Source organism: Streptomyces sp. NPDC053048 (genome assembly GCF_044547045.1).
In the GTDB taxonomy this organism is placed as follows: Bacteria; Actinomycetota; Actinomycetes; order Streptomycetales; family Streptomycetaceae; genus Streptomyces.
Genome location: NZ_JBITZS010000004.1, coordinates 34,463 through 58,599, shown reverse-complemented (window position 1 = coordinate 58,599; position 24,137 = coordinate 34,463). Strand labels below are relative to the sequence as shown.

Sequence of the window (24,137 nt, the reverse complement as noted above, 5' to 3'; positions counted from 1 at the left end):
TTACGGCCCGAACCGGCACCCGCCAGGCTCATCAGAGCCAAAAGCCGACCGGGAAGTCGGGCCAGTCCCCGATGTCGCCCTGGGTCAGCTCGGCGTACCGCCCGACCTCGGCCAGCAGCGGCGGCTCGTAGACGTCCTCACTCTCCATGCCCTGCAGCGTCTGCCCCACAGTGATCACCTCCGGTCACATGGAGGCGGAACTCCCACCCCCTGCAGTCCAGTCAGGCAGACCCGCGTGACCTACAGCCAGGAGTGCCGGGCTAATCCACCGGCAGGAAGGAAAGCGGGTGAACGTGCAAACAGCACGCCGGGGAGTGCACACCGGCTCACTGCACACAGGAGAGCCCGGACGAGGGCCGCGGCCCCGGGCGAGGTACTCCTCGACGTGCTCAGCCCATCACGGGCACGCTCACGGCGCCCAGGCTCCTGGGCGCCACCGAATACTGCATGGCTCGAATACCGGCTGCCCGGTCGGCCGAGCCGCGACGAGATTTTGTACGGGTGTTCCAAAACCTCTAGTGTGGCCCCATGGCCAGGCCACGAGAGTTCGACGAGAGCCGCGTCGTCACCGCGGCCATGGAAACGTTCTGGCGCCAGGGCTACGAGGGCACCTCGACCCGTGACCTGTGCGAGAGCACGGGACTGGGGCCCTCGAGCCTGTACAACACCTTCGGCGGCAAGCGGCAGCTCTACCTGCGGGCCCTGAACCGCTACTACGAGATGACCACCACCGAACAGATCGCCATCCTGCGCCGCTCCGGCCCGGTCAAGGACCGGCTGCGCGAGATGATGATGCACGCCGTCGACGCCGACCTGGCCGATGACGACGCCGACGGTGGTGCGGGGGAGCCCCGGGCGCGCGGCTGCTTCGCCATCAACGCGGCCATCGAGCTGGCGAGCATGGACCCGGACGTCAGGAGCGAGGTGCGTCGGCACTTCGACCGCGTGGAGGACGAGCTGTGCGCCCTCGTCACCACGGGGCAGCACACGGGCGAGATCCGCGCGACGTCCGATGCGCGGGTCCTGGCCCGCCAGATCCAGAGCACGTACTACGGCCTGCGCGTCCTGAGCAGGGTCCACGACGACCGGCGGCTGCTGCTGGCCACGGTCGACGGCACCCTCGCCGGGCTGTAACGCACCGTACCCCCGCGGCCACCCAGCGGTGACGGGTCTGTGAGGCCCCTCATGGGGCCCAGATCACATACGAAAGCGGGTAGTGGCGGCGCCCGACATGCAATCCGGGCATTTGATCTCGATTTTCCGGGCCCTCCTCCGGCGTTCCGTAGTAGGTCACACCTTTGCCAGGCGATTTCGCCGCCGCTAACAATTGCCGAGTCGCACGGCGCCGTCGACCGAGAAACGGCGCTCTTCTTTTGCGCCCATGACGGCCACTGCGACTCTCGCGATTGGAAGGTTCAGCTCTTCATGCGCTCCACCATCTCCGGCTATACCCGTCTGCCCAAGGCCCACAAGATCTCCGCCGCGGCCATCGCCGCCGCCGGCACCGCCGCTCTGGCGTTCGCGGTCGTTCCGAACGCCTCCGCCGCCGACCTGCACTCGGCCGCCGTGAAGCCCGTCGCGCAGAACGCCCACGAGTTCGGTGAGACGCAGGCCGTCGAGCTGGCCCAGCTGACGGACGCCGCCGCCGAGCAGGCGAAGGCCGCCGCCGCAGCCAGGACCGGCGACGCCGCCAAGGCCGACGCCGAGCGCGCGAGCCGTTCCACCGAGCGCCAGGCCCTCAAGCCCGCCGCCCCGGCGAAGAAGGCCTACGCGGACAACCTGGACGGCTGGATCAAGGAGTCCCTGGACGTCCTGAAGTCGAAGGGCATCCCGGCCTCGTACGAGGGCATCAAGCGCAACATCATGCGCGAGTCCACCGGTAACCCGCGTGCCATCAACAACTGGGACGTCAACGCCGTCAACGGCGTGCCGTCCAAGGGCCTGCTGCAGATCATCGACCCGACGTTCAAGGCCTACCACGTCGAGGGCACGTCCTGGGACATCTACGACCCGGTCGCCAACATCACCGCGTCCTGCAACTACGCGGCCGACAAGTACGGCTCCATGGACAACGTCAACTCCGCCTACTGATCCAGGCCGAGCGGACCGACGCCGAAAGGGCGGCGACACCCCGTCACGGGGTGTCGCCGCCCTTTCGCGTGTTCACTGCCGCCGGCCCTAGTAGCCGACGGTGAACCTCTGCCCGTGGTGCCGGGGCCGCTCGGCCTCGTCCAGGAGGGCGACGGCCAGGTCCTCCATGGAGATCGCCGACGTGCCGTGGGCGTCGACGAGCAGTTCGTCGGTGCCGAGCCGGTAGCTGCCGGTCCGTGTTCCCGGCTCCAGCAGGGCGGACGGGCTGAGGTAGGTCCAGTCCACGCCGTCCGCCGCGCGGCAGGCCGCGAGCTGTTCGGTGCAGGCCAGCGCGATGGGCCGCCAGGCGGGCGGTACCAGGGCGGGGTCGTCGAGGACGAGGCCGCCGGTGCCGGGAACGGTCAGGGGGCCGGCACCTCCCACGAGCAGCAGGCGGACGCCGGTGCGGGCGAGTCCGTCCAGCAGCGCACGGGTGGTCGTGACCAGGTCCTGTTCGCTGCCAGGGGCGGGTCGGGTGGCGCTGATGACGAGGTCCTGGCCGGTGCTGAGCGCGGCGATGTCGGCCGTGCTCGACGCGTCGCCCACCCGGACCGTGGCGGCCGCGGGGAGCCCACGGCCCCGGGCGGCGTCGCGGACCACGGCGGTGACCTCGTGGCCCCGGGACAGTGCCTCGGTGACGACGCGGCTGCCCACGTTCCCGGCGGCTCCGAAGACGGTGATGCGCATGGCTGTCAGCCCTTTCGTATGTCGGTGGTGGTGCGGTGTGCGGTGGTGCCGTCCGTGGCGGACGCGGCGGGCGCGGGCCGGGCGGCCCGTGGGGAGGCGGTCTGGGCCGCGATCAGGGAGGCGATGACGACGAGGCCGCCCACGACCTGCGGCGTGGTGAGTTCCTGGCCCAGGACGAGCAGGCCGAGCGCGGTGGCGACCAGGGGGCTGAGCAGCCCGAGGAAGGCGACCTTGGTGGGTGTCAGGGCCCGTATGCCCCGGAACCACAGGGCGTAGGCGAGTGCGGTGCCGATGACGGCGAGGTAGCCGTAGCCGGCGAGGTTGGTGGTGCTCAGCGCGGGCGGCGGTCCCTCGGTGAACAGGGCGACGGGGAGCAGCAGCAGGCCGCCGGCCGTGAGCTGCCAGCCGGTGGTGGCCAGCAGGGGCGCGGGCGAGGTCCACCGTTTGCTGAGGACGACGCCGGTGGCCATGACGACGGCGCCGCCGAACGCCGCCGCGATTCCCAGCGCGTCCAGCCGGGCGTTCGCGCGGAGCACGAGCAGCGCGATGCCGGCCACTCCCGCGATGCCCGCCACGGCCGTCCGCGGTGTCAGCCGTTCACCGAGCAGCGCGGCCGAGAGTCCGGCCGCGATCAGGGGCTGGACGGCGCCGATGGTGGCCGCGACCCCGCCGGGCAGCCGGTAGGCGGCGATGAACAACAGGGCGAAGAACACTCCGATGTTGAGGGCGCCGAGCACCGTCGCGCGCCACCACCACTGCCCCTGGGGCAGCCGCCGGGTGAGCGCCACCAGCGCCAGCCCGGCCGGCAACGCCCGTACCGTCGCGGCCAGCAGAGGCCGGCCGGGGGGCAGCAGCTCGGTGGTGACGAGGTAGGTGCTGCCCCACAGGGCGGGGGCCAGCGCGGTCGCCGACGCGATCCTGATCTGATTGCTTAGCACTAAGCCAATGTATCTCAGCGCTAAGCGATCCGGGGTGGTCCGGCCTCGTGATCTATCTCACCGCTAAGGCATTGGTTAGGATGGCGGCGTGGCAGATCACGTCGACCAAGTGCTGGAACAGTGGGCGAAGCAGCGGCCCGACCTGGACGTCTCGCCGATGGCGGTCATCGGCCGCCTGCAACGGCTCTCCCTGCTGATCGGCGCCGAGCTGCGCCGGACGTTCGCCGCGCACGACCTCGACGCCGCCTCGTTCGACGTCCTCGCCACCCTGCGCCGCAGCGACGCCCCGCACCGCCTGACACCCGCCGAGCTGATGCGCTCGGCCATGGTCACCTCGGGCGCCATCACCCAGCGCCTCGACCGTCTCGAGGCGCGCGGCCTGGTCCTCCGCACGCGCAGCGCGTCGGACGGCCGCAGCGTGCACGTCTCCCTCACCGACGACGGCCGTGCCCTCGTCGACCGGGTCCTGCCGGACCACATCGCCACCGAGAACCGGCTGCTCGCCGCCGTGACGGACGCCGAGCGCGAGACCATCTCCCGCGCGCTGCGAAGTCTGCTGGAATCGCTGGGCGATACGAAGGACTGACGAGGCCGGCCACCCGGGGAGCCGGAGCCGATTCGGGTGGCGCCTGCCGGGCCGTCAGGAGAACATTCCGCCGGCCCGGCAGGCAATCGTGCACCCGCCGTGATGAACGACCGCCGCCGCGAGGCGTCACGGGCCGGGCGACGGCCAGGGTCGAAGCCCCAAGTGGAAGTTCGTGCACCACATAGCCCATAGGGTTGACGGCCTCACGTTTGTTCGACTGAAGGGCGGTCACGCGGTGGAGCTTCCGCGCGTCGAGTTCAAGGTGCTGGGGCCTTTGGAAGTCCTCGCCGGCGGACACTCCCTTCCGCTCGGCGGCCCCAAGCAACGCCTCCTGCTCGCCACGCTGCTGGTCAACGCCGGCACCGCGCTCTCCGCGGACCGCCTGTGCGACGCGATCTGGGGAGCCGGCCCGCCGGCCTCCGCCCAGGCCAACGTCCGCAGCTACGTCGCCGCCCTGCGCCGGGTGCTCAACCCCGCCGCCGGGGACGACCGGCTGAGCCAGGGCCACCGCGGCTACCAGCTGCGAGTGGAGCCCGACGAGCTGGACCTGCGCCGGTTCGAGGACCTCGCCGCGCACGGCCACCGCGCCCTGGCCGACGGCGAACTCCGGGAAGCCGCCTGCGTCCTGGGCAAGGCGCTCGACCAGTGGCGCGGCGGCGCCTTCGACGGCCTGGCCCACCACGACGCCCTGCACCTCGAGGCCGCCCGCCTCGACGAGGCCCGGCTGACCGCGCTCGAGCACTACGCCGAAGCCCGTCTGGCCCTCGGCGAACACCGCGAACTGCTGGGCCTGTTGAGCGAACAGGCCGCCCGCCACCCGCTGCGGGAATCGCTGTGGGCCAAGCTGATGACCGCCCAGTACCGCAGCCACCACCCCGGCGACGCGCTGAAGTCCTACGCCCTCGCCCGCACCGCCCTGCGCGAGGAACTGGGACTCGAACCCGGCGACGAGCTCAGACACCTGCACCGCGCCGTCCTCACCAGAGACCCGGCGCTGGGCACCGCGCCCCCCGTACGGCCCACCCGCCCCGTACCCGCCTGGCGGCCCGTCAGCCGGCTTCCCCCCGACACCGCCGACTTCGTCGGACGGGACCTGCTGATGTCGCGGGCCGCCGCACTGCTCGAACCCGCCGCCGCACCGCCCCCGGCCTCGACCCCCGCCACGGCACCCACCGCCGCGCCCGTCGTCGTCCTCACCGGCCCACCGGGCGTCGGCAAGACCGCCCTGGCCACCCGGCTCGCCCACCTCCTGCGCCACTCCTTCCCCGACGGCCTGCTGTTCCAGCGCCTCGACGGCGCCCGCGGCACCCGCCGCCCGCCCGGCGCGATCCTCGCCGACCTGCTGCTGAGCGTCGGCGTCGCCGGATCGTCCATCCCCGAGGCGACGGTCGACCGCGCCGCGCTGTTCCGTTCCGTGCTCTCCGGCCGCAGGGTGCTGCTGCTCCTCGACGACGCCCACGACGAGGCCCAGATCCGTCCGCTGCTGCCCGGCCTCCCCGGCTGCGCCGTCCTCGTCACCAGCAGGCAACGGCCGGCCGGCCCACCGGACGCGCACCTGATCGACGTCGCCCCCTTCGACGACGAGGAGTCACTCCTGCTGCTGCGGCGCACCGCCGGGCACCGGCGGCTCGCGGCGGAACCGGAGGCCACCGAGTGGGTCCTGGCCGGCTGCGCCGGACTGCCCCTGGCGCTGCGCGTCGCGGGAGCCGCGCTCGCCGCCCGCCCGCACTGGCGGGTGAGCTGCCTCGCCGAGAGGATCGCCGACGCGCGCACCGAGCACCCCGGACTGACGGCGGAGGACCTCGCCGTCCAGGCCTGCGTCACCGCCGCGTACCGCGCCCTGGCACCGGACGCCGCCAGGGCGTTCCGGGCCCTGGGCACGCTCCCCTCGCCCGAGTTCCCCGAATGGGCGACCGCCGCCCTGCTGGGCCTCGACGACGCCGACCCCACCACCGGCGCACTGCTCGACGCGCTGCTCGAGGCGCACCTCGTACGGATCGACCGCGTCGACGCCCAGGGCCGGCCCCGCTACCGGATGCACGAACTGCCGCACGCCCACGCCGCCGGACGCGCCCTGGCCGAGGAGTCGCCCGAGTGGCGCCGGGCGGCCGTCGTCCGGGTCCTGGACGGCTGGCTCACCCGGATACGGGCGGCCGGCGACCAGCTCATCCGGGGCGGGACGGGCGATGCCGTACGGGGCGGGGCGACCGACCTCGTCGGATGGCTCGAGGGCGAGCGCGCCGGCCTCGTCGCCGTCGTCGAGTTCGCCGCACGGTCCGGGTTCGCCCCCCAGGCGGCCGATCTCGCCCACGCCATGGAGGAGATCTGCCACCTGCGGAACTGGTGGGGCGAATGGGACCGGGTCGCCCAGGCCGCCCTCGACAGCGGCACGGCCGCCGGCGACCCCGTCGCCGTCGCGGTCGCCCAGGGGTCCCTGGCCAGGGCCTCGGCCGTCCGCGGCCGGGTCGACGACGCGGTGACGCGCTGGGCGGCCGCCATCGAGGAACTGGACGCCCTGGGCGAGAGTCACCACGCCGCCCGGCTGCGCACCCACCGCGCCTTCGCCGTCGCCGACCGCGGCATGGCCGACCTCGCCCACGACGACGCCCGCGCGGCGGCCGCCGCCATGGACCGGCTCGGGGACGCGCACGGCCACGTCCTCGCCCTGCGCAGCCTCGGCTACGCCCTCGTCGCCCTCGACCGCCAGGCCGAGGCCGCGGCGGCCCTGGAACCGGCACTGGAGGCCGCCGAACGGCTCGGCCATCCCCTCCTCCTCGCCGACGTCCTGCAACTGCTCGCCGTGGCCGAACTCGGCCGGGGCCGGTTCGGACGGGCCGCCCGCCGCACCCAGCGGGCCCTGGCCGGATACCGGATGGTGCGTCACCGCCCCGGCGAGGCCTACGCCCTGCTCACCCTGGGCCGGATGCACGTCGGCCTCGGCCCCGACCAGGCCCCGCGCGCGCTCGCCCCGCTCGGCGAGGCGGCCGCCATCTTCGCCGACCTCGGCGAACGCCGCGGCGAGACCCTCACCTCCTACTGGCTGGGCAGGACCCACGCCGCGCTCGGCGACCCCGGACGCGCCACCAGCCACCTCGCCGCCGCACTGGCCGGATGCCGCGGCCTGGGCATGGCCTACTGGGCCGACCGCGCCCGGCTCGCCATCAGCGACCTCGCGCGCGCCGGCGCCTACCCCGGCCCCGGGAACGGAGGCCTCCCGGCCCGTCGGTGACCGGGCGCCGCGTGCCCTTGTGCGTTTCTCATGCGCTCACGGAGCACGGTGGTGCCCAGTCCACGAAGGGAGGCGCGGTGTCCGACCTGGCCGCACCCGATATCGAACTGGCCGCCGTCGAAGTGCTCCGGGAGGTCCTGGCCCACCAGCGCAGAATGCGCGGGGGCGGTTGCACCTCAGAGGTCTGCCCACGCTGCGTCCGGCACCACCTGGACGCCGTACGCGCGGCCATGGAGAGCGGCCGGCGCATCGAATTCGTCCTGCCGGCGTTCCCCACCAAGTCGCCCAACCCCGCCAAGGTCCTCGGCCCCCTGCCCGACCTGGCCGAGGAACTGGCCCTGCGCTTCCTGAACTCGCTGTGCGAGCGCATCGCCGCGATCCACCCACCCGGCGCGGCCATCCTCCTCTGCTCCGACGGACGGGTCTTCAACGACCTGCTCGGCGTGAGCGACGAGGACGTCACCGGCTATGTGCGCGCCCTCGACCGCATGATCACCGACATCGGGGCCGGCCACCTCGAGCAGTTCACCCTCGACGAGGTCTACAGCCGCGCCGGGCACGAGGACATGCGCACCATGCTGTCCGCCGGCTACGCCCCGACGCTCGAGGAGCTGCGCGAGGAGGTGCGCGCCGGCGGCGCCCCGCTGGCCATGTACCGCGGCATCACCCGGTTCATGCTCGAGGACCTGTCCGGCCCGCACTACACGGGCACCCGCTCCGCCCTGCAGCGCAAGTGCCGCGACCTCGCCTACCGCGTCATCCAGCGCAGCAGGGCCTGGGGCGGCCTGCTGGACCAGCTCTTCCCGGCGGCCGTCCGCCTGTCGATCCACCCCCAGCCGTGCGGCACGGACAAGATCGGCATCCTGCTCGCGGACACCCCCGACGCCTGGCTGACGCCCTGGCACAGCGTCGCCGTCCGGACCCCCGACGGCTTCACCCTCATGAAGCGGGCCGAGGCCGAACAGGCCGGTGGCCGGCTCGCCTTCCGGGCCGGCCGCCCCAGCCACTACGTCCTCGACCAGCCCGGCGAAATGCCCCCTTCCCCCGGCCGGGAGACGACCGGCGCCCCCACCACTCCCCGCACAGGAGCACACCATGACCGGTGACCGAGACCCCCTCACCGACAGCCGTTACGAGGTCACGCCCGTAACCCCCTTCGGCATCGCGCTACGGGCGACCGCACCCGGCACGCCCGTAGCGGAACTGCCCGTCGACACCCTGCGCTCGCTCGTCCGCGAGCACCACCTCCTGCTGCTCCGCGGATTCGGCACCTTCGCCACGCCCGAAGAGCTCTCCGCCTACTGCGAGCTGTGGGGCGAGCCCAGCGTGTGGCCGTTCGGCACGGTACTGGAACTCGTCGAGAAGGAACAGCCCGAGGACCACATCTTCGACTCCAGCTACATGCCGATGCACTGGGACGGCATGTACCGCGAACAGATACCGGAGTTCCAGGTCTTCCAGTGCGTCCACGCGCCCGGCGAGGGCAACGGCGGCGAGACGACCTTCTCCAACACCCCCACCGTGCTGCGGAACACCGACCCGCAGACGGTCGCCACATGGTCCGCGGTGACCGGCACGTACCACCGCGAGATGGAGTTCTACAACAGCGTCACCGTCTCGCCCGTCGTCACCGCCCACCCGGTGACCGGCACCCCCGTCATCCGCTACAACGAGCCCACGGCGGCCGACGACGACGGCTTCGTCAACCACCCCGACCTCCGCTTCACCGGCCTCCCCGAGGACGGGATCGCCGAGGCGCACCGGACCCTGCGCGCCGCGCTGTACGACCCGGCGCACCTCTACGCCCACAGCTGGCGCACCGGCGACCTCGTCGTCACCGACAACTACACGCTGCTGCACGGCCGGAACGCCTTCACCAGCGGCGCCCCCCGCCACCTGCGCCGCGTCCAGGTGCTCGGCACCCCGCCGCTGGACAACCCGGGGCTGGTCCGATGAGCGACACCACGAACCGGATGATGACGGGCGAGGACTACCTGGAGAGCCTGCGCGACGGCCGCCAGGTGTACCTGGACGGCGACCGCGTCAAGGACGTCACCCGCCACCCCGCCTTCCGCAACTCCGCCCTGTCCGTCGCCCGCCTCTACGACGCCCTGCACGACCCGGCCACCGCCGACGTGCTCACCGGCACCGACGCCGCAACCGGCATCCGCACCCACAAGTTCTTCAGGCCCAGCCGGTCGGCGGCCGATCTGGTCGAGGCCCGCGAGGCGATCGCCACCTGGGCGCGGATGAGCTACGGCTTCCTCGGCCGCACCCCCGAGTACAAGGCCTCCTTCATGGCCGGCCTCGGCGTCAACGCCGACTACTACGGCCCGTTCGCGGACAACGCCACCGCCTGGTACCGCGAGTTCGCGAGCAGGGCGCTCTACCTCAACCACGTCATCATCAACCCGCCGGTCGACCGCAAGCGCGCCATCCACGACATGGAGGACGTCTTCGTGCGCGCCGTGCGCGAGACGGACGCCGGCGTGGTCGTCAGCGGCGCGAAGATGCTGGCCACCGGTTCCGCGATCACCAACGCCGGCTTCGTCGCACCCGTCGGCTCGGCGGCCCTCGCGCCGGGCAAGGCCGAGCCGTTCGCCCTGGTGTTCTTCGTCCGCATGGACAACCCCGGGGTCAGGCTCGTCTGCCGCACCCCCTACGCGCAGCACGCCGGCAGCCCCTTCGACGCCCCCCTCAGCAGCCGCTTCGACGAGAACGACAGCGTCCTGCTGCTCGACGAGGCGCTCATCCCCTGGGAGGACGTCCTCGTCCACCGCGACATCGAGCGGGCCACCGGCTTCTACGCCACCTCCGGCTTCCCCAACCTCTACAACTTCCAGTCCGGAACGCGGCTGAGCGTCAAGCTCGACCTCATGGCCGGGCTGCTCGCCCGCGGCACCCGGGCCAACGGCACCGACGGGTTCCGCGGGGTCCAGGCCGCCGTCGGCGAGATCCTCACGATGCGCGACATGGTGTGGGCCCTGACCACGGCGATGGCCCACGACCCCGAACCGGGCAGCGGCGGCACCGTCGTCCCCCGCCTGGAGCACGCCTCCGCGATGCGGATGTACAACGCGCAGGTGTGGGACCGCGTCCACGAGCTGTTCGAGACCACCCTCGGCGGGGCGCCGCTCGCCGTCCCCTCCAGCGCCCGCGACCTGGCCAACCCCGAACTGCGCCCGCTCATCGACCGCTTCTACCGCGGCGCGGACACCGGCGCCCTGGACCGGATCAAGCTGCTCAAGTTGGCCTGGGACGCCATCGGCACCGAGTTCGGCGGCCGCCACGAGCTCTACGAACGCAACTACTCGGGCAACGGCGAGCAGGTCCGGCTGGACGCCCTGAAGTGGGCGACCCGGCGCGGCGGCCTCGCCCGCTGCGAAGCGCTGGTGCAGCAGTGCCTCGACGACTACGACCTCGACGGCTGGCGCCGGGGCCCGTGGCGCGACGCGGCGCACACCGACTGAGACGAGAGGCAACCAAGGCAATGTGCGGCATCACCGGATGGGTCGACTTCACCCGCGACCTCACCGACGACCCCTCGGCGGCCGCGGTCGTCGACTCCATGACCGACACCCTGGCCGCCCGCGGCCCCGACGCCCGCGGCACCTGGCTGGACGCGCACGTGGCGCTGGGACACCGGCGGCTGTCCGTCATCGACCTCGAACACGGCGCCCAGCCGATGCGCACCCCCGAACACGGGCCGAGGAACCTGCCACGAGCGGTGATCACCTACGGCGGTGAGATCTACAACTTCCCCGAGCTGCGCGAGGAACTCGTCCTGCTCGGCCACCGGTTCGCCACCCGCAGCGACACCGAGGTGGCACTGCGCGCCTACCTGCAGTGGGGCGAGGACTTCGTCCACCGCCTCAACGGCATGTACTCCCTCGCCATCTGGGACACCGCCCGCGAGGAACTGCTGCTGGTCCGCGACCGGCTGGGCGTCAAGCCCCTCTACTACCACCCCACGCCCGGCGGCGTGCTCTTCGGCTCCGAGCCCAAGGCGATCCTCGCCAACCCCCTGGCGAGCGCCGAGGCGGGAGCGGAGGAGCTGTGCGACGCGCTGCTGTTCCTGCGCACCCCCGGACGCGTGCCCTTCCGCGGCATGCGCGAGCTCAAGCCCGGCCACCTCCTGCGGGTGAGCCGCGCCGGCATCACCGAACGGCGGTACTGGACGCTGGAGTCCCGCCCGCACACCGACGACCTGAAGACCACCGTCGCCACCGTCCGCGACCTGCTCGACGACATCGTCCCGCGCCAGATGGTCGCCGACGTGCCCCTGGTCTCGCTGCTGTCCGGCGGGCTCGACTCCAGCACGGTCACCGCGCTCGCCGCCCGCACCCGCGCCGCCGGGGGCGGCCGCCTTTCCACCTTCTCCGTCGACTTCACCGGCCACACCGAGAACTTCCGGGCCGACGCCATCCGCCCCACCCCCGACGGCCCCTACGCCCTCGAGGTCGCCCGGCACGTCGGCAGCGACCACCACCCCGTCGTCCTGGACCGCGCCCGGCTCCTCGACCCGGACGTCCGCCGCACTGTCCTCGGGGCCTGGGACCTGCCGTTCAACTTCGCGGACCTCGACGTCTCCCTCTACCTGCTCTTCGCCGCCGTCCGCGAGCACGCGACCGTCGCCCTGTCCGGAGAGGGCGCCGACGAGGTCTTCGGCGGCTACCTGTGGTTCTCCGACCCCGAGGCGCGGCGCGCCGAGACCTTCCCCTGGCTCAAGCTGGGCGCCCACCGCGGCCTCGACCCCCGCTCCCTCTTCCACCCCTGGTTCGTCGACGGCATCGACCTCGGCACCTACGAGGCCGACCTCTACCGCACCGCGCTCGCCGAGGTCCCGCACCTCGACGGCGAGAACGCGGCCGAGCGGCGCACCCGGGAGCTCGGCTACCTCACCCTGACCCGGTGGCTGCCCATCCTGCTGGACAAGAAGGACCGGATGGGCATGGCGAGCGGCCTGGAGGGCCGGGTGCCGTTCTGCGACCACCGCCTCGTCGAGTACGTCTTCAACGTCCCCTGGGAGATGAAGACCTTCAGCGGCGAGGAGAAGGCACTGCTGCGCGCGGCCGCCGCCGACCTGCTGCCCGAGTCGGTGCTGCGCCGCAAGAAGGCCGCCTACCCCTCCATCCAGGACCCCGCCTACGACCGCGCCCTGATCACCGGCCTCACCACGGCCGCCGGCGAGGAGGGGGCACCGCTGCGCCCCTTCCTCGACGGCGAAGCGGTGCGGCGGCTCACCGGGCGCACCGCCACCGGCAGCCTGTCGGAATTCGAGCGGATCCTCGTCGAGTCCACCGTCCGCCTGGACGACTGGGCACGCACCTACCAGGTCGCACTGACCGGAGTGAAGGGAACGAACTGATGCACGCCATCGAGATCCGCGAGACCGGCGGACCCGAGGTCCAGCTCTACGTCGAGAAGCCCGAACCGCGGCCCGGCGCGGGAGAGATACTCGTCGAACTCGCCGCCGCCGGGGTCAACTTCATCGACCTCTACCGCCGCGAGGGCCGCTATCCGCTGCCCCTGCCCAGCGTGCCCGGCGAGGAGGGATCGGGAGTGGTCCTCTCCGTCGGCCCCGGCGTGACCCGGTTCGAGCCGGGCGACCGGGTCGCCTGGACCACCGTCCTGGGCAGCTACGCCACCCGGGTGGTCGTCCCGCAGGAGAAGGCCATCCTCGTCCCGGACTCGATCGACCTGCGGACCGCCGGCGGCGTGCTCGTCCAGGGCATGACGGCCCACTACCTGGTCAACGACTCCTACCCGGGGCGCACCGGCGAGACCGTGCTGGTCCACGCCGCCGCCGGCGGAGTGGGGCTGCTGCTCACCCAGTTCCTCAAGCGCCGCGGCGTCCGTGTCATCGGCACGGTCTCCACCGAGTGGAAGGAGAAGCAGGCCCGGGACAACGGCGCCGACGAGATCGTCCGCTACACCGAGACCGAGGACCTGGCCGCCGAGGTGCGCCGCCTGACCGGCGGGGAGGGGGTCCACGCGGTGTACGACGGCGTCGGCGCCCCCACCTTCGACGCGAGCCTGGCATCGCTGCGCACCCGGGGCACGCTCGTCCTCTACGGGGGCGCGGGCGGGCCGGTGCCGCCGGTGGATGTGATGCGGCTGCTGTGGGGCGGCTCGCTGACGCTGACGCGCCCCTACCTCGAGCACTTCCGGGCCACCGTCGAGGAGTTCGAGCGGCGGGCCGGGGAGGTGTTCGCCGGTCTCGCCGACGGCACGCTGAGGTTCACCGCCGGCGGCACGTACCCGCTGGCGGAGGCGCACCGCGCGCACACGGACCTCGCGGCCCGGCGTACCACCGGGAAGCTGCTGCTCGTCCCGTAGCCGTTCGTCCCCTCATGCCCCCGACCGCGAAGGAGGTCATTCCATGGGCGACATCGTCGGTGCCGGCCTGGTCTCGCACGCACCGGTCATCATGTTCCCCGAAGAGGTGAGGATCAAGGAGAACAAGGGCCGCGACTTCACGCTCGCGACCGGTCTGAGACGGCTGCGGACCGAGGAGATCGAGGCGGCCGACTACGACACCGTCGTGGTGTTCGACTCCCACTGGGCCACCACGACCGAGGTGGTGATCACCGCCCATCCGCGCCGCGCGGGCCTGTTCACCTCGGACGAGATGCCCGGGGCGATCAGCCGGCTGCCCTACGACATCCCCGGCGACCCCGAACTGGCCGCCGCCGTCGCCGCGACGGGCCGGAAACGTGCGCTGTGGGTCAGCGCGAACGACGACCCGTACCTGCCGATCCACTACGCGACGCTCAACCTGTGGACCTACCTCGGCCAGGAGGGCAGGCCCTGGGTGTCGGTGTCGGTCTGCCAGACGGCCACCACGGAGGACTTCCTGCGCGTGGGCGAGGCCGTCGGGGAGGCGGTCGCCGGGCTCGACCGCAAGGTGCTGCTGATCGCCTCGGGCGGGCTGTCCCACCGCTTCTGGCCGCTGGCGGAGCTGCGCGGCCGTATGGCGGGGGATCCCGGCAACATCGTCACTCCCGAGGCGCGCGCGGCGGACGAGCGGCGGATCGCCTGGCTCGAGGCGGGCCGGCACGACCGGGTGATCGCGTCCATGCCGGAGTATCTGAGGTTCGCCCCCGAGGCGCGTTTCGGCCACTACCTGATGCTGGCGGGCGCGTTGGGCGGCGAGGGGTGCCAGGCGCCCGGCCGCCGCTACGGCGAGTACGAGAACGGCATCGGGACCGGCCAGGTCCACATCTGGTTCGCCGGGCCGACCGACGGCCGGGCCGTCGGTCGGCCGCCTCAGCGGTAGAGGGGATCGGTGAGCTCGGGCCGCACATCGCGGCCCAGGGCGGGGCGGGGCAGGCGCGAGCGGCGGACGACCTCGGTCAGCGGAACGTCGATCTGGGGCATCCCCACGGCGATCAGCTTGGCGATCGACGTCCCGTACGCCACGGCGCGCACCCCGCCCCACAGGGCGGCACCGGCACACATCGGGCAGGGCTCGGCCGTGCTGACCAGGACGTGCGAGGGCAGGTGGAGACCGGCGGCGGAGGCCGAACGCAGGAGGTTCACCTCCGCGTGGGCCGTGGGGTCGCCGCTCTCGGTGGTGTTGCCGGCCCCGGCCGTCACCGCGCCCGTGGCGGCGTCGACCAGGACCGCCCCGAACCGCCATCTGGCCGACGCGCGGGCGTACTCGACGGCCGCGGGCATCGCCCGCAGCACCGCGGAGCGCAGCGGGTGCGGCCAGTCGCCGGTCCACCGGTCGTCGTCGCGCGTGCGGGCGGCCGCCGGTGGGGGAGTGCCGGCCGGGGTCAGCGGGGCGGCGGCGGCCGTGGCGGCCGCGCGGAGGAAGCGCCGCCGGGAGGAGAGGGGGGAGGGCATGGCCCTGTCGTAGCACGCAAGGGTGCCTTTCCGGCCCGATCCGGCGGAATTGCCTGCTCCGGCGGGGTGACGGGGGCGTACGGGGTCGGCCAAACATTGACCTGTACATGCCCCCAGGGTGGTGGTCGTATGGACCGCACCAATCGACCCCGCACAGACGGTGGGAGGGGTTCCCATGCTCAGACCGGCGCTGACCGCCGGAGCGGCCCTCGTGCTCACGGCCGCCTCGTACTCCCCGGCACAGGCCGCCCCGAACGGCGGGCCCCCGCCGGGCAGGGTGGTCATCGACGTGGTGGCCGTCAACGGCTCGGGCTGTCCCGCCGGGACGGCCGCCGTCGCGGTCGCGGCGGACAACACCGCCTTCACCGTCAGCTACAGCAACTACCTCGCCCAGGTGGGGGCCGGCTCCGGCCCCACCGACTTCCGCAAGAACTGCCAGCTCGGCCTGAACGTGCACGTCCCCCAGGGCTACACCTACGCCATCGCCCGCGCGGACTACCGCGGCTTCGCCCACCTCGCACCGGGCGCCACCGGCATGGAGCGGGCCAGCTACTACTTCCAGGGCTCGGCCAACACGACCACGGTCAGCCACCGCTTCACCGGCCCCATGAGCGACAACTGGCAGACGTCCGACATCACCGACGTCAACGCCCTCGTCTTCGCCCCCTGCGGCTCGCAGCGGATCCTCAACGTCAACACCGAACTGCGGGTCGGCGCGGGCACCTCGGACCCGACGACGACCAACAGCTTCATGGCGATGGACTCCACCGACGGCAGCGTCAACACCCTCTACCACTTCGCCTGGAAGGAATGCCCCTGACGGGGTTCCGCACGGCACACCCAACGTCAGCAGCGCCATGCCGCGCGGGCCCAGCCAGTGGGAGGAAGCTCCATGTTCGGACCGGCCATGTACAGACCGGCGGTGATCACCAGCGCGGCCGTGGCGCTCCTGGCCACCGCGACCCCGTCGCCCTCGGCGGCCACGGACGGCGTACCGCCGCCCGACAAGATCGTCATCGATGTGGTCACGGTCAACGGATCGGGCTGTCCCGCGGGGACGGCGAACGTCAATGTCTCACCCGACAACACCGCGTTCACCGTCTCCTACAGCAACTACGTCGCCCAGGTGGGGCTGGGTGCCAAGCCCACCGACTTCCGCAAGAACTGCCAGCTCAGCCTCAACGTGCACGTCCCCCAGGGCTTCACCTACGCCATCGCCCAGGCCGACTACCGAGGCTTCGCCCACCTGGAGAAGGGCGCCACGGGGCTGGAGCGGGCCAACTACTACTTCCAGGGCATGTCGCAGACGGCCTACGTCAACCACCACTTCGGCGGGCCGCTCAACGACAACTGGCAGACGACCGACACCACGGAGATCGACCAGCTGATCTACGCGCCCTGCGGAGCCATCCGCTACTTCAACATCAACACCGAACTGCGCGTCGACGCGGGCACCTCCGACCCCACCAAGACCACCAGCTTCCTGGCGATGGACTCCACGGACGGCAGCATCAACACCCTCTACCACTTCGCCTGGAAGGAATGCCCCAAGCCGTGACACGGGCCGCGCCGGTGGCCTGACGCCGCTCGACGCCGCCGGCGTCACGCCCGTACCGAATGGCGGGCTCCGCCCCTACGGTGCCTCGCCATGGACACCACACGAAGAGCGATCCTGCGCGGCCTGGCCGCAGCACCCCTGGCGGCGACCGCCGGCGGCCTGCTCGCACCGTCCGCGGCACACGCCGCACCCGGCGGCTTCACCCTCGTGATGCGGCTCGGCCCGACGGACGACTACCACCGCAACTGGTCCGCCGCTGCCGACACCCTCCGCCGCCGCCTGGAACCCGCTGACCTGGTCGGGGACGTGCTGCGCCGTCCCGAGCGCGCCGGCGGCCCCGTGGGCAACTGGCGCGACGGGCCCGGCAGCGGCATCGAGCCGACCGGCTTCGACTACGGCTTCTCCTGGGACCCGGACACCGAGGACCCGCACGGCAAGCTCGACGGCAGTACCACTCAGTGGTACCCGCAGGGCATCAGCACCACTGTCGACGGCTACGGCGGCACCCTGGGCGGCAGGAAGATCGTCGCGGTCAGCTGGTACGGCAACGAGAACCACGAACACCGGGGCGCCCGCATCAGCTTCATCGACGTGACCGGAGACCCGAAGCGGCCGCGCTACCAGCATGTGCTGCTGGTCGAGCCCACCCAACTGCACGGCTCGGACACCGCCGGCTTCAACCCGGTGATCATGCACGCCGGAGGCGTGGCCTGGGTCGGCAACTTCCTCTACGTCGCCAACCTGCCCGGCTACTTCTCCCCCTTCAAGCAGGGCGGGGTGAGCGCCTTCGACCTCGCCCGGATGGTCAAGGTGAAGGGGGCGGACAAGCGCAAGGCCTTCGGCTACGACTACATCCTGCCGCTGCACCACCTGTACGAGAACCGGGGCGGCAGCAGCACACTGCGGCACTCGCAGCTGTCGCTGGACCGCACACGCCGCGACGCACCCCACTCCCTCGTCGTCAGCGAGTACTACAAGGACCGCAGGGGCAAGGTCGTGCGCTGGAACCTGAGCCCGTCCGGCTACCTGACCGACGGGCAGTCCGACGAGGACTGGACGTCCAAGCCCTACGTCCAGGGCGCGGTCGCCGTGGGCGACGACGCCTACTACGCCGCCAACGTCGGCGGTACGAAGGGCCCCGGGGACGGCAGAGGGCCGGCCGCCCCCAAGGCCGGACAGCTGTGGCTGCACAAGGGCCGCCGGGGCAGCCCGACGAGGAGCGGAACACTCGCCATCGGGCCCGAGGACCTCAGCTACGACGCGGGCAGGCTCTGGTGCCTGGCCGAGCACCCCGAGCGGCGGCGCGTGTACCGGATCAGGCTCCGGCGCTGACACCGGGGGGACGGGCCGCCGCCCGCGGCCCGTCCCTTCGATCACGCTCGAAGCCCTTCGCCGGCATCACCGAGGGTGGGGAGGATGTTGCCGTCCGTGATGCGGGGGTGGACCCCAGGCCACCCCTCGTCACTCGCGGACGGTTCCATCGCCAGCGGCTTCCCGGTGAGCCGCCGTCAGAAGGGAAGAGAACATGAGAATGATCAGCACCCGGCTGCGGAACCTCGGCATCGCGCCGCGCACGTGGTCCGTCGCCGCCGCCCTGTCCCTGACCGCCCTGCTCATGCCGGCCGCGAACGCCATGGCGGCTCCGCCCGCCGGCCCGCCACCCTGTCCGGGCGGCTCGGTCTGCTTCTTCAGCGGAACGGACTTCAGCGGCAGCAGCTGGGAGTGGACGGCAAGCAGCGGCTACCGCGACCTGCCACCCTCACTCCACGACAAGGTCGGCTCCTTCGTGGCGAGCACCGACGCCTGCTTCATCAACTGGAACCCGAAGGAGACGCGTCAGGTGCACAACGGCGACTGGCGCCGCACCTACCGGGGCGACTTCGGCGGCCGGATCGACGGCGTCAACGGAGGCCGGTGCTGACCCCATGACCGGCAGGGGGCCCGTGAGCAGCGACACGGGCCCCACGCTCCACGGGTGAGATGTCCCGAATGCCGGGACTCGCGTTCTAGGGTGGTGCGCGTGATCGCGTCGTGAACGGGCCCCGCCGCCGCGCCAGGACGTACGGCGCCGTGCTCGCGGGAACGCTCCTCGCCGCCACGACGGCCTGCGGCACCGTCGCCGAGCGGCGCGACGACGCACGCGCGGCGGCCGACCGCTTCGAACAGGCCCTCGAGGCCCGGCAGAGGGCGGTGATGTGCGCCGAGCTCGCCCCCGGCACCCGCGAGGAATTGGAGGAGTCGGCCAAGACCCCCTGCGACCGGGCGCTGGAGGACGAGGACCTCCCGGCGGCCGGCCCCGTCCGGCACATCGACGTCTACGGCGACCAGGCACGGGCGGTCCTCGCACACGACACCCTCTTCCTCGCCCACTTCACCGACGGATGGAAGGTGACCGCGGCGGGGTGCCGGCCGCGCGGCGAACAGCCCTACCGATGCGCACTCAAAGGGGGGTGACACCGCCATGAGAACGGTGTTCGGCTCGTGCCTGCTGGTCATCGCCGTGGGGCTGGCCTACTTCATCGCCCTCGGGCTGATGCACCGATGAGCCGCGTCACGCGCTTCCTCCGCGACAACGGGCTCAGCCTCGCCTTCGGCGGCGCGTTCGTCCTGGCGATCGCGGGCCAGGCGGCCGCCGGCCGGGCCGAGTTCAACAGCGAACTCATCGTCGACGGCCTCGAGCCGGTCAGCCTGAGCGCCTATCTGACGTCCTCCGACTTCGCGGTCGACGTCACCGAGAACTGGCAGTCGGAGTACCTGCAGTTCTTCCTCTACGTCTTCGTCACCGTCTGGCTCGTCCAGCGCGGCTCACCCGAGTCCAAGCAGACCCACGAAGCCGGCCTCGAATCCGACGAGCGGCAGATGGTCGGCGACCACGCGCACGCCGACTCACCCCGCTGGGCCGCCGCCCGGGGCTGGCGCCGGACGGTGTACTCCCGCTCGCTCGGCCTGGTCATGGGCGGCCTCTTCCTGCTGTCCTGGTACAGCCAGTCCGTCACCGGCGCCTCCTCGTTCAACGAACGCCAGCTGCGCCAGCTGCAGGCTCCCCTCAGCTGGAGCGAATACCTGCTGCGCGCCGAGTTCTGGAGCCGCACCCTGCAGAACTGGCAGTCCGAGCTGCTGGCCGTCGCCTCCATGGCCGTCCTGTCCATCTACCTCCGCCAGCGCGGCTCACCCGAATCGAAACCCGTCGGCGCCGCCCACCACGCCACCGGCGTCGAAGGCTGACCCCGGCCCAGCGCCCTTCACGGTCCGGCGTGCACGTGGCACGCCCACAGGCTGGGCGTCGCCGGATACTCCTCGCGCACCTGGCGCACCGCACGGTGCAGCGCCCAGGCGGTCCGGCCCGCGTCGAGCCCCCCGCCGCCGGTGCCCAGCGTCTCGTACACCGTCCGGGCGATGCGGGCCCCCACCGTGTCGTCCACGTGCCACAGGGAACCCACGACATGGGCGAAGCCCGCCATCTGCAGCGCACTGACGACATGGACGGCCTCGTCGGCGAGGCCGGGGCTGGTGCGCAGCGTGTCGCACGCGGACAGATAGGCGAGCCGGGCGGCGGGCAGCCGCAGCCGGGACAGGTCACGGACGGTCGGCCACTGCCCGGCGGGTCCGTGCAGCACCAGCCGGCCGGCCGACGGCCCGTGCGGATCGCCGACCGTGTGACAGGCGAAATGCGCGTAGGAGTGGTCACGCAGCCGGGCCTCCACCGCCGCGCGGCCGGCGGCGGCGCCCTCGAGAACCGTGGTGCCGGGGAACAGCCCGCCCAGCCACGCCGCCTCGCCCCGCGCCTCGTGCAGCGGGGGCAGCCCCTCCGCTTCCGGCACCGCCACCGCCAGCAGACGGGCCGGCTCCCGGCCCGCCCTGCGCTCGCGGGTACGGGCGTGCCGCAGCGCCCGAACGGTGGGCGTGTAGGAGGACACCACCAGGTCGAGTGCGCCGGGGGAGGCGTTGGGGGGAGCGGCGGCGTGCAGCGGCAGTGTGCCCAGGGCCCCGCCCGGGGACCACCACAGGCGCGGCCACGGCCGGCCGGGGGCGGGCGGAGCGGTCAGCCCGAGCCGGGCGAGGACCGGGCCGGTGACGGCCGACCACAGCCACGCCAGCGTCCCCCGCACCTCCCGCTGGGCCCGCAGGGCCTCGTCCCCCGTGCACTCCGGCGACTCCAGCCGGGCCAGGGCGTCCTGGAAGCGCCGCGTGCGCGCGGCCACCTCCTGCGGCGTCAGGTCCGGCAACGGTTCGGCGTCGATGGAGCGTTCGGTGACGATCAGGGCGGCGCTGCCGAGCCGCGAGACGTTGACCAGTACGACCGGCCCTTCCGCGGCCGCGGCCCGCAGACCGGCCGCGTCCTCCGCGCCGACCGGCCGGAAGAGTCCCAGCTCCGGGTGCTCGGCGCGGATACGGGCCGTCAGCTCCCGCCACTCGGCCGCCAGCCGCCGGCGGGGCTCGGCGCTCGGCATCCCCTCGGCCGTCGCGCCCGGGGCCTTCTCGTCCAGTAGGTCGTGGGCGCCCGTCGTGGCGTCCAGCGACTCGCGCAGCCGCACGAAACGACCCGCCAGTTCCGGTGCCGCGGCCCGCAGCTCCGCGAGATCGACGTCCGCGTCGAAGGCCTGCGCCAGCAGGATCCCGCGCGCCCGCTCCAGCAGCGTCACCGCCAGCGCCGGGTCACCGCACCGGACCGCGCAGGCCGCCGCCTCGGCGCCGAGCCCGACGGCCCGGCCCAGCCAGAACTCCTGGTCGTGACGGACCAGGTGGCGCGGCGCGAGGGAGGGCAGCAGATCGACGGCCAGGACCCAGCCCTCCAACGCAGCCTCCATCCGGCCCAGTTCCCCGCAGGCGACGGCCCACTCCCGGGCCGCCTCCAGCCGCTCGGAGGGCGGGCACTGCGCCGCCCGCGCCGCGTCGCGGAAGAGCCCGGCCGCCTCCTCGAGGTCCGCCGGCCGCCGGGTACGGTCGTGCCGGGCCCGCAGCACCCTCCCCGCCGCGTACAGCCGCCGTGCCCGCGCCGGGTGCCCCTCCGGCGTGCCGTCCACCGCCTCGCGCAGCAGCCCGGTCACCTCCTGCTGCGCGCCGGGCGACCACAGGACCCGCAAGCCCGCCGCCCGGACCTCGGCGGCCACCACCAGCGCGGCCTTGCGCTCCTCACTGCCCGCCGGCAGTGCCGCGAGCGCCGCGTCCGCGAGCGCACGGGCCTCCCGCAGATCCCTGCGGCGGCCCGTTCTGCCGAAGCGGGCGAGGAGGCAGCCGGCCAGGTTGAGCCGCCGCGCCGGCAGCCGCCGGTCCCCCTCGGGGGTCAGCTCCACGGCGGCCCGCATCCGGTCGATCGCCTCCTCGACGTCCGCCGGGTCCTGCGTCCGTCCCGCGCTCCGCAGCGTCGCGATGCCGGTCGCCGACAGGATCGCGGCCCGCTCCGTGGGCGGCAGATCCGGCAGCCCGGCGGCATCGCGCCGGCACCGCAGCGACTCCCGCAGGTCGGCCGAGTCGCCCGTCAGGTCGTGGCGCAGGCGCAGCACACCTCCGAGGTTCAGCAGCCGGACGGCCAGCAGCTGATGCCCCCGCGGGGTGCGCGCCACCGCCTCGCGCAGCACGTCGACGGCCTCGGCCAGTTCCTCCTCGGCGCCGGAGTGCTGATGGCTGGAGAAGAGCACGCTCCCCAGGTTGCTCAGGGCGGAGGGCCGGTCCGGGTGCCCGGCGGGAAGCGCCCCGACGGCCTCGCGCAGCAGCGCGAGGGCCTCCCGCAGTGCGGCGACGTCGCCGTCGTGGTCGTAGCGGGCGCGCAGGACGAGCGCGGCATTGGCCAGCTGCGCGGGCGTCCGTGCCACCACGTCCGGGCCTGCCTGCGCGTGGCCTTTCCGCGCGTGGCCGTTCCGCGCGTCCGGGCCCACCAGCGCGGCCGCCCGCTCGAGGTCCTCGGCCCTGCCGGTGCGCGCGTGGCGCGTCCGCAGGGCGATCGCCAGGGTGCCGGTCAGGCCGGCCCGCAGCCGGGGATCGCGGCACGGCAGCCGCAGCGCCTCGGTCAGCAAGGAGACGGCCTCGTCGAGGTCGCGCACCGAGCCCGTGCGCGTGGAGCGCTGGACCAGCGCGCCGGCCAGGTTCAGCAGGCCCGCCTCACGGCCGTTGGGATCGCCGGGCGCGGCACGCCGGAACAGGCCCACGACCTCGTCGTACCGGTCGGGCGTGTCGCCCTCGTGCCGCAGCCGGAGCTGGAGGACGTACGCCAGAGAGCTGAGGTACCGGGCGAGGCCGGGGTGCCCGGGGCCGGTGCGGCGGTCGCCGGCGCGGTGGGTCTCGGCGCGGTGGTCCTCGGCCTGGGCGACGACGTCGCGGGCGATGCCGATGGCCTCGTCCAGGTCGCCGGGGTCGTGCGCGAGTTCGTAGCGCTCCCGCAGCACCAGCCCGAGATTGCTCAGCAGGTCCAGTCGTTCCGGATCGGTCGCGGGAGTGTGCTTGAGGGCGTGATGGGTGAATTGCACGGCCTGGTCGAGGCTCGCAGGCTCGCGCAGCAGGCGGCCGGCCGCCGACAGGGCGGAGGCGAGGGCGGCGACGCGGACGGGATAGGCGGGATCGGCGACGGGGGTGGCGAGCGCGGCCAGGGTGCCGCAGGCGATGGCAACCGTCACCTCCTCGGGCTGCTCCGGCACCTGCCCCGGAGGCGAGATCGCCTCGGCCTCCGCGCGGAGCTCCGCCAGGAGGCCGTGCGCCTCGGAGGGCAGTTCCGCGAGCCGTCCTTCCACCGCGCTCGTGCACACCACGCAGAGCCCGTGCCATTCGCCGGGCCCGTCCGCGTCCCGGGGATCGGGTATGCGGTCCCGGGGCGCGCGGGCGTAGCCCGCCGCCAGTTCCTCCGGTACGGCCTCCGGATCGGCGGCCCAGACGGGCAGGAGCAGGGTGCCCGCGCAACCGCCCTCGACGGCGCCCCGCCCCTCGCCGAGCGCGGCGCAGCGGCACCAGAAGAACCAGCCGGCACACCACCGCGCCTCCATGTCCGTCCGCAGGTCGGCGGCGGTCATCAGCGCGCGCAGCTCGGCGTCCGCCTCCTGGCCGAACAGCGCGCCGGGATCCTCCCCTTCCACCGCCCGCCGCACCCGGTCGTGGACCGCGCGCACCGACCGGTCCCGGTCCGTGTCGGTCATGTCCGCCACCTCGCCTTCCCCTCGAACGGCATTC

Annotated in this window: 21 protein-coding genes; 16 read left to right on the top strand and 5 right to left on the bottom strand. The window is 73.2% G+C overall.

What is annotated here, in order from left to right:
- Nucleotides 1–31: 31 nt before the first annotated feature.
- Nucleotides 32–169 carry a lasso RiPP family leader peptide-containing protein gene (locus ACIG36_RS11390; RefSeq protein ID WP_399925511.1) on the bottom strand — a complete coding sequence of 46 codons (138 nt, stop codon included), beginning with the start codon at nucleotides 167–169 and terminating at the stop codon, nucleotides 32–34.
- 359 nt (nucleotides 170–528) lie between these two features.
- On the opposite strand from ACIG36_RS11390, the gene ACIG36_RS11385 reads away from it, so the two are divergent.
- Nucleotides 529–1,134, top strand: coding sequence for a TetR/AcrR family transcriptional regulator (locus ACIG36_RS11385; protein ID WP_399925509.1), 606 nt, complete (start codon nucleotides 529–531; stop codon nucleotides 1,132–1,134).
- Nucleotides 1,135–1,425: 291 nt separating this feature from the next.
- Nucleotides 1,426–2,091, top strand: a complete 666-nt coding sequence (locus ACIG36_RS11380; RefSeq protein ID WP_399925508.1) for a transglycosylase SLT domain-containing protein — start codon at nucleotides 1,426–1,428, stop codon at nucleotides 2,089–2,091.
- An 87-nt stretch (nucleotides 2,092–2,178) separates the two neighbouring features.
- Here the strand turns inward: ACIG36_RS11380 and ACIG36_RS11375 are convergent, their stop codons facing one another.
- A complete protein-coding gene (locus tag ACIG36_RS11375) occupies nucleotides 2,179–2,817 on the bottom strand; it encodes an NAD(P)-dependent oxidoreductase (RefSeq protein WP_399925506.1) in 639 nt (212 codons plus the stop codon).
- A 5-nt stretch (nucleotides 2,818–2,822) separates the two neighbouring features.
- Nucleotides 2,823–3,755, bottom strand: coding sequence for an EamA family transporter (locus tag ACIG36_RS11370; protein WP_399925504.1), 933 nt, complete (start codon nucleotides 3,753–3,755; stop codon nucleotides 2,823–2,825).
- An 88-nt stretch (nucleotides 3,756–3,843) separates the two neighbouring features.
- Between ACIG36_RS11370 and ACIG36_RS11365 the strand changes: the two genes are divergently transcribed.
- From ACIG36_RS11365 to ACIG36_RS11330, 8 genes are all read left to right on the top strand, one after another.
- A complete protein-coding gene (locus ACIG36_RS11365) occupies nucleotides 3,844–4,341 on the top strand; it encodes a MarR family winged helix-turn-helix transcriptional regulator (RefSeq protein WP_399925502.1) in 498 nt (165 codons plus the stop codon).
- 235 nt (nucleotides 4,342–4,576) lie between these two features.
- Nucleotides 4,577–7,570: a BTAD domain-containing putative transcriptional regulator gene (locus ACIG36_RS11360; RefSeq protein WP_399925500.1), complete on the top strand. Its 2,994-nt coding sequence runs from the start codon at nucleotides 4,577–4,579 to the stop codon at nucleotides 7,568–7,570.
- A gap of 77 nt (nucleotides 7,571–7,647) precedes the next feature.
- Nucleotides 7,648–8,676: an L-tyrosine/L-tryptophan isonitrile synthase family protein gene (locus ACIG36_RS11355; RefSeq protein ID WP_399925498.1), complete on the top strand. Its 1,029-nt coding sequence runs from the start codon at nucleotides 7,648–7,650 to the stop codon at nucleotides 8,674–8,676.
- Entirely contained in the window at nucleotides 8,666–9,526 is an 861-nt protein-coding gene (locus tag ACIG36_RS11350) for a TauD/TfdA dioxygenase family protein (protein WP_399925496.1), read from the top strand. The genes ACIG36_RS11355 and ACIG36_RS11350 overlap by 11 nt, the downstream gene beginning before the upstream one ends.
- Nucleotides 9,523–11,040, top strand: coding sequence for a 4-hydroxyphenylacetate 3-hydroxylase family protein (locus ACIG36_RS11345; RefSeq protein WP_399925494.1), 1,518 nt, complete (start codon nucleotides 9,523–9,525; stop codon nucleotides 11,038–11,040). Before ACIG36_RS11350 ends, ACIG36_RS11345 begins: the two co-directional genes overlap by 4 nt.
- Before the next feature lie 20 nt (nucleotides 11,041–11,060).
- Nucleotides 11,061–12,938, top strand: a complete 1,878-nt coding sequence (gene asnB / locus ACIG36_RS11340) for an asparagine synthase (glutamine-hydrolyzing) (RefSeq protein ID WP_399925492.1) — start codon at nucleotides 11,061–11,063, stop codon at nucleotides 12,936–12,938.
- On the top strand, nucleotides 12,938–13,909 hold the full coding sequence (locus ACIG36_RS11335) for a quinone oxidoreductase family protein (protein WP_399925490.1): 972 nt from the start codon (nucleotides 12,938–12,940) through the stop codon (nucleotides 13,907–13,909). Before asnB ends, ACIG36_RS11335 begins: the two co-directional genes overlap by 1 nt.
- A 43-nt stretch (nucleotides 13,910–13,952) precedes the next feature.
- Nucleotides 13,953–14,849 (top strand): catechol 1,2-dioxygenase, encoded by an 897-nt coding sequence (locus tag ACIG36_RS11330; protein WP_399925488.1) that lies wholly within the window; start codon nucleotides 13,953–13,955, stop codon nucleotides 14,847–14,849.
- Here ACIG36_RS11330 and ACIG36_RS11325 read toward each other — a convergent pair.
- On the bottom strand, nucleotides 14,840–15,421 hold the full coding sequence (locus ACIG36_RS11325) for a nucleoside deaminase (RefSeq protein WP_399925486.1): 582 nt from the start codon (nucleotides 15,419–15,421) through the stop codon (nucleotides 14,840–14,842). The genes ACIG36_RS11330 and ACIG36_RS11325 overlap by 10 nt on opposite strands.
- A 175-nt stretch (nucleotides 15,422–15,596) precedes the next feature.
- On the opposite strand from ACIG36_RS11325, the gene ACIG36_RS11320 reads away from it, so the two are divergent.
- From ACIG36_RS11320 to ACIG36_RS11295, 6 genes are all read left to right on the top strand, one after another.
- The gene (locus ACIG36_RS11320; RefSeq protein ID WP_399925484.1) at nucleotides 15,597–16,241 is read left to right on the top strand and encodes a DUF4360 domain-containing protein; all 645 of its coding nucleotides are present in this window, start codon (nucleotides 15,597–15,599) and stop codon (nucleotides 16,239–16,241) included.
- A gap of 72 nt (nucleotides 16,242–16,313) precedes the next feature.
- Nucleotides 16,314–16,979, top strand: coding sequence for a DUF4360 domain-containing protein (locus ACIG36_RS11315; RefSeq protein WP_399925482.1), 666 nt, complete (start codon nucleotides 16,314–16,316; stop codon nucleotides 16,977–16,979).
- 90 nt (nucleotides 16,980–17,069) lie between these two features.
- Entirely contained in the window at nucleotides 17,070–18,311 is a 1,242-nt protein-coding gene (locus ACIG36_RS11310) for a hypothetical protein (RefSeq protein ID WP_399925480.1), read from the top strand.
- 193 nt (nucleotides 18,312–18,504) lie between these two features.
- Nucleotides 18,505–18,900 carry a peptidase inhibitor family I36 protein gene (locus tag ACIG36_RS11305; protein ID WP_399925478.1) on the top strand — a complete coding sequence of 132 codons (396 nt, stop codon included), beginning with the start codon at nucleotides 18,505–18,507 and terminating at the stop codon, nucleotides 18,898–18,900.
- Between the two features lie 110 nt (nucleotides 18,901–19,010).
- On the top strand, nucleotides 19,011–19,433 hold the full coding sequence (locus ACIG36_RS11300) for a hypothetical protein (protein WP_399925476.1): 423 nt from the start codon (nucleotides 19,011–19,013) through the stop codon (nucleotides 19,431–19,433).
- Nucleotides 19,434–19,520: 87 nt separating this feature from the next.
- Complete coding sequence (locus ACIG36_RS11295; RefSeq protein WP_399925474.1) at nucleotides 19,521–20,204, top strand: DUF6766 family protein; 684 nt, start codon at nucleotides 19,521–19,523, stop codon at nucleotides 20,202–20,204.
- A 17-nt stretch (nucleotides 20,205–20,221) separates the two neighbouring features.
- Here ACIG36_RS11295 and ACIG36_RS11290 read toward each other — a convergent pair whose 3' ends face one another.
- On the bottom strand, nucleotides 20,222–24,103 hold the full coding sequence (locus ACIG36_RS11290) for a CHAT domain-containing protein (RefSeq protein ID WP_399925472.1): 3,882 nt from the start codon (nucleotides 24,101–24,103) through the stop codon (nucleotides 20,222–20,224).
- Nucleotides 24,104–24,137: the final 34 nt, after the last annotated feature.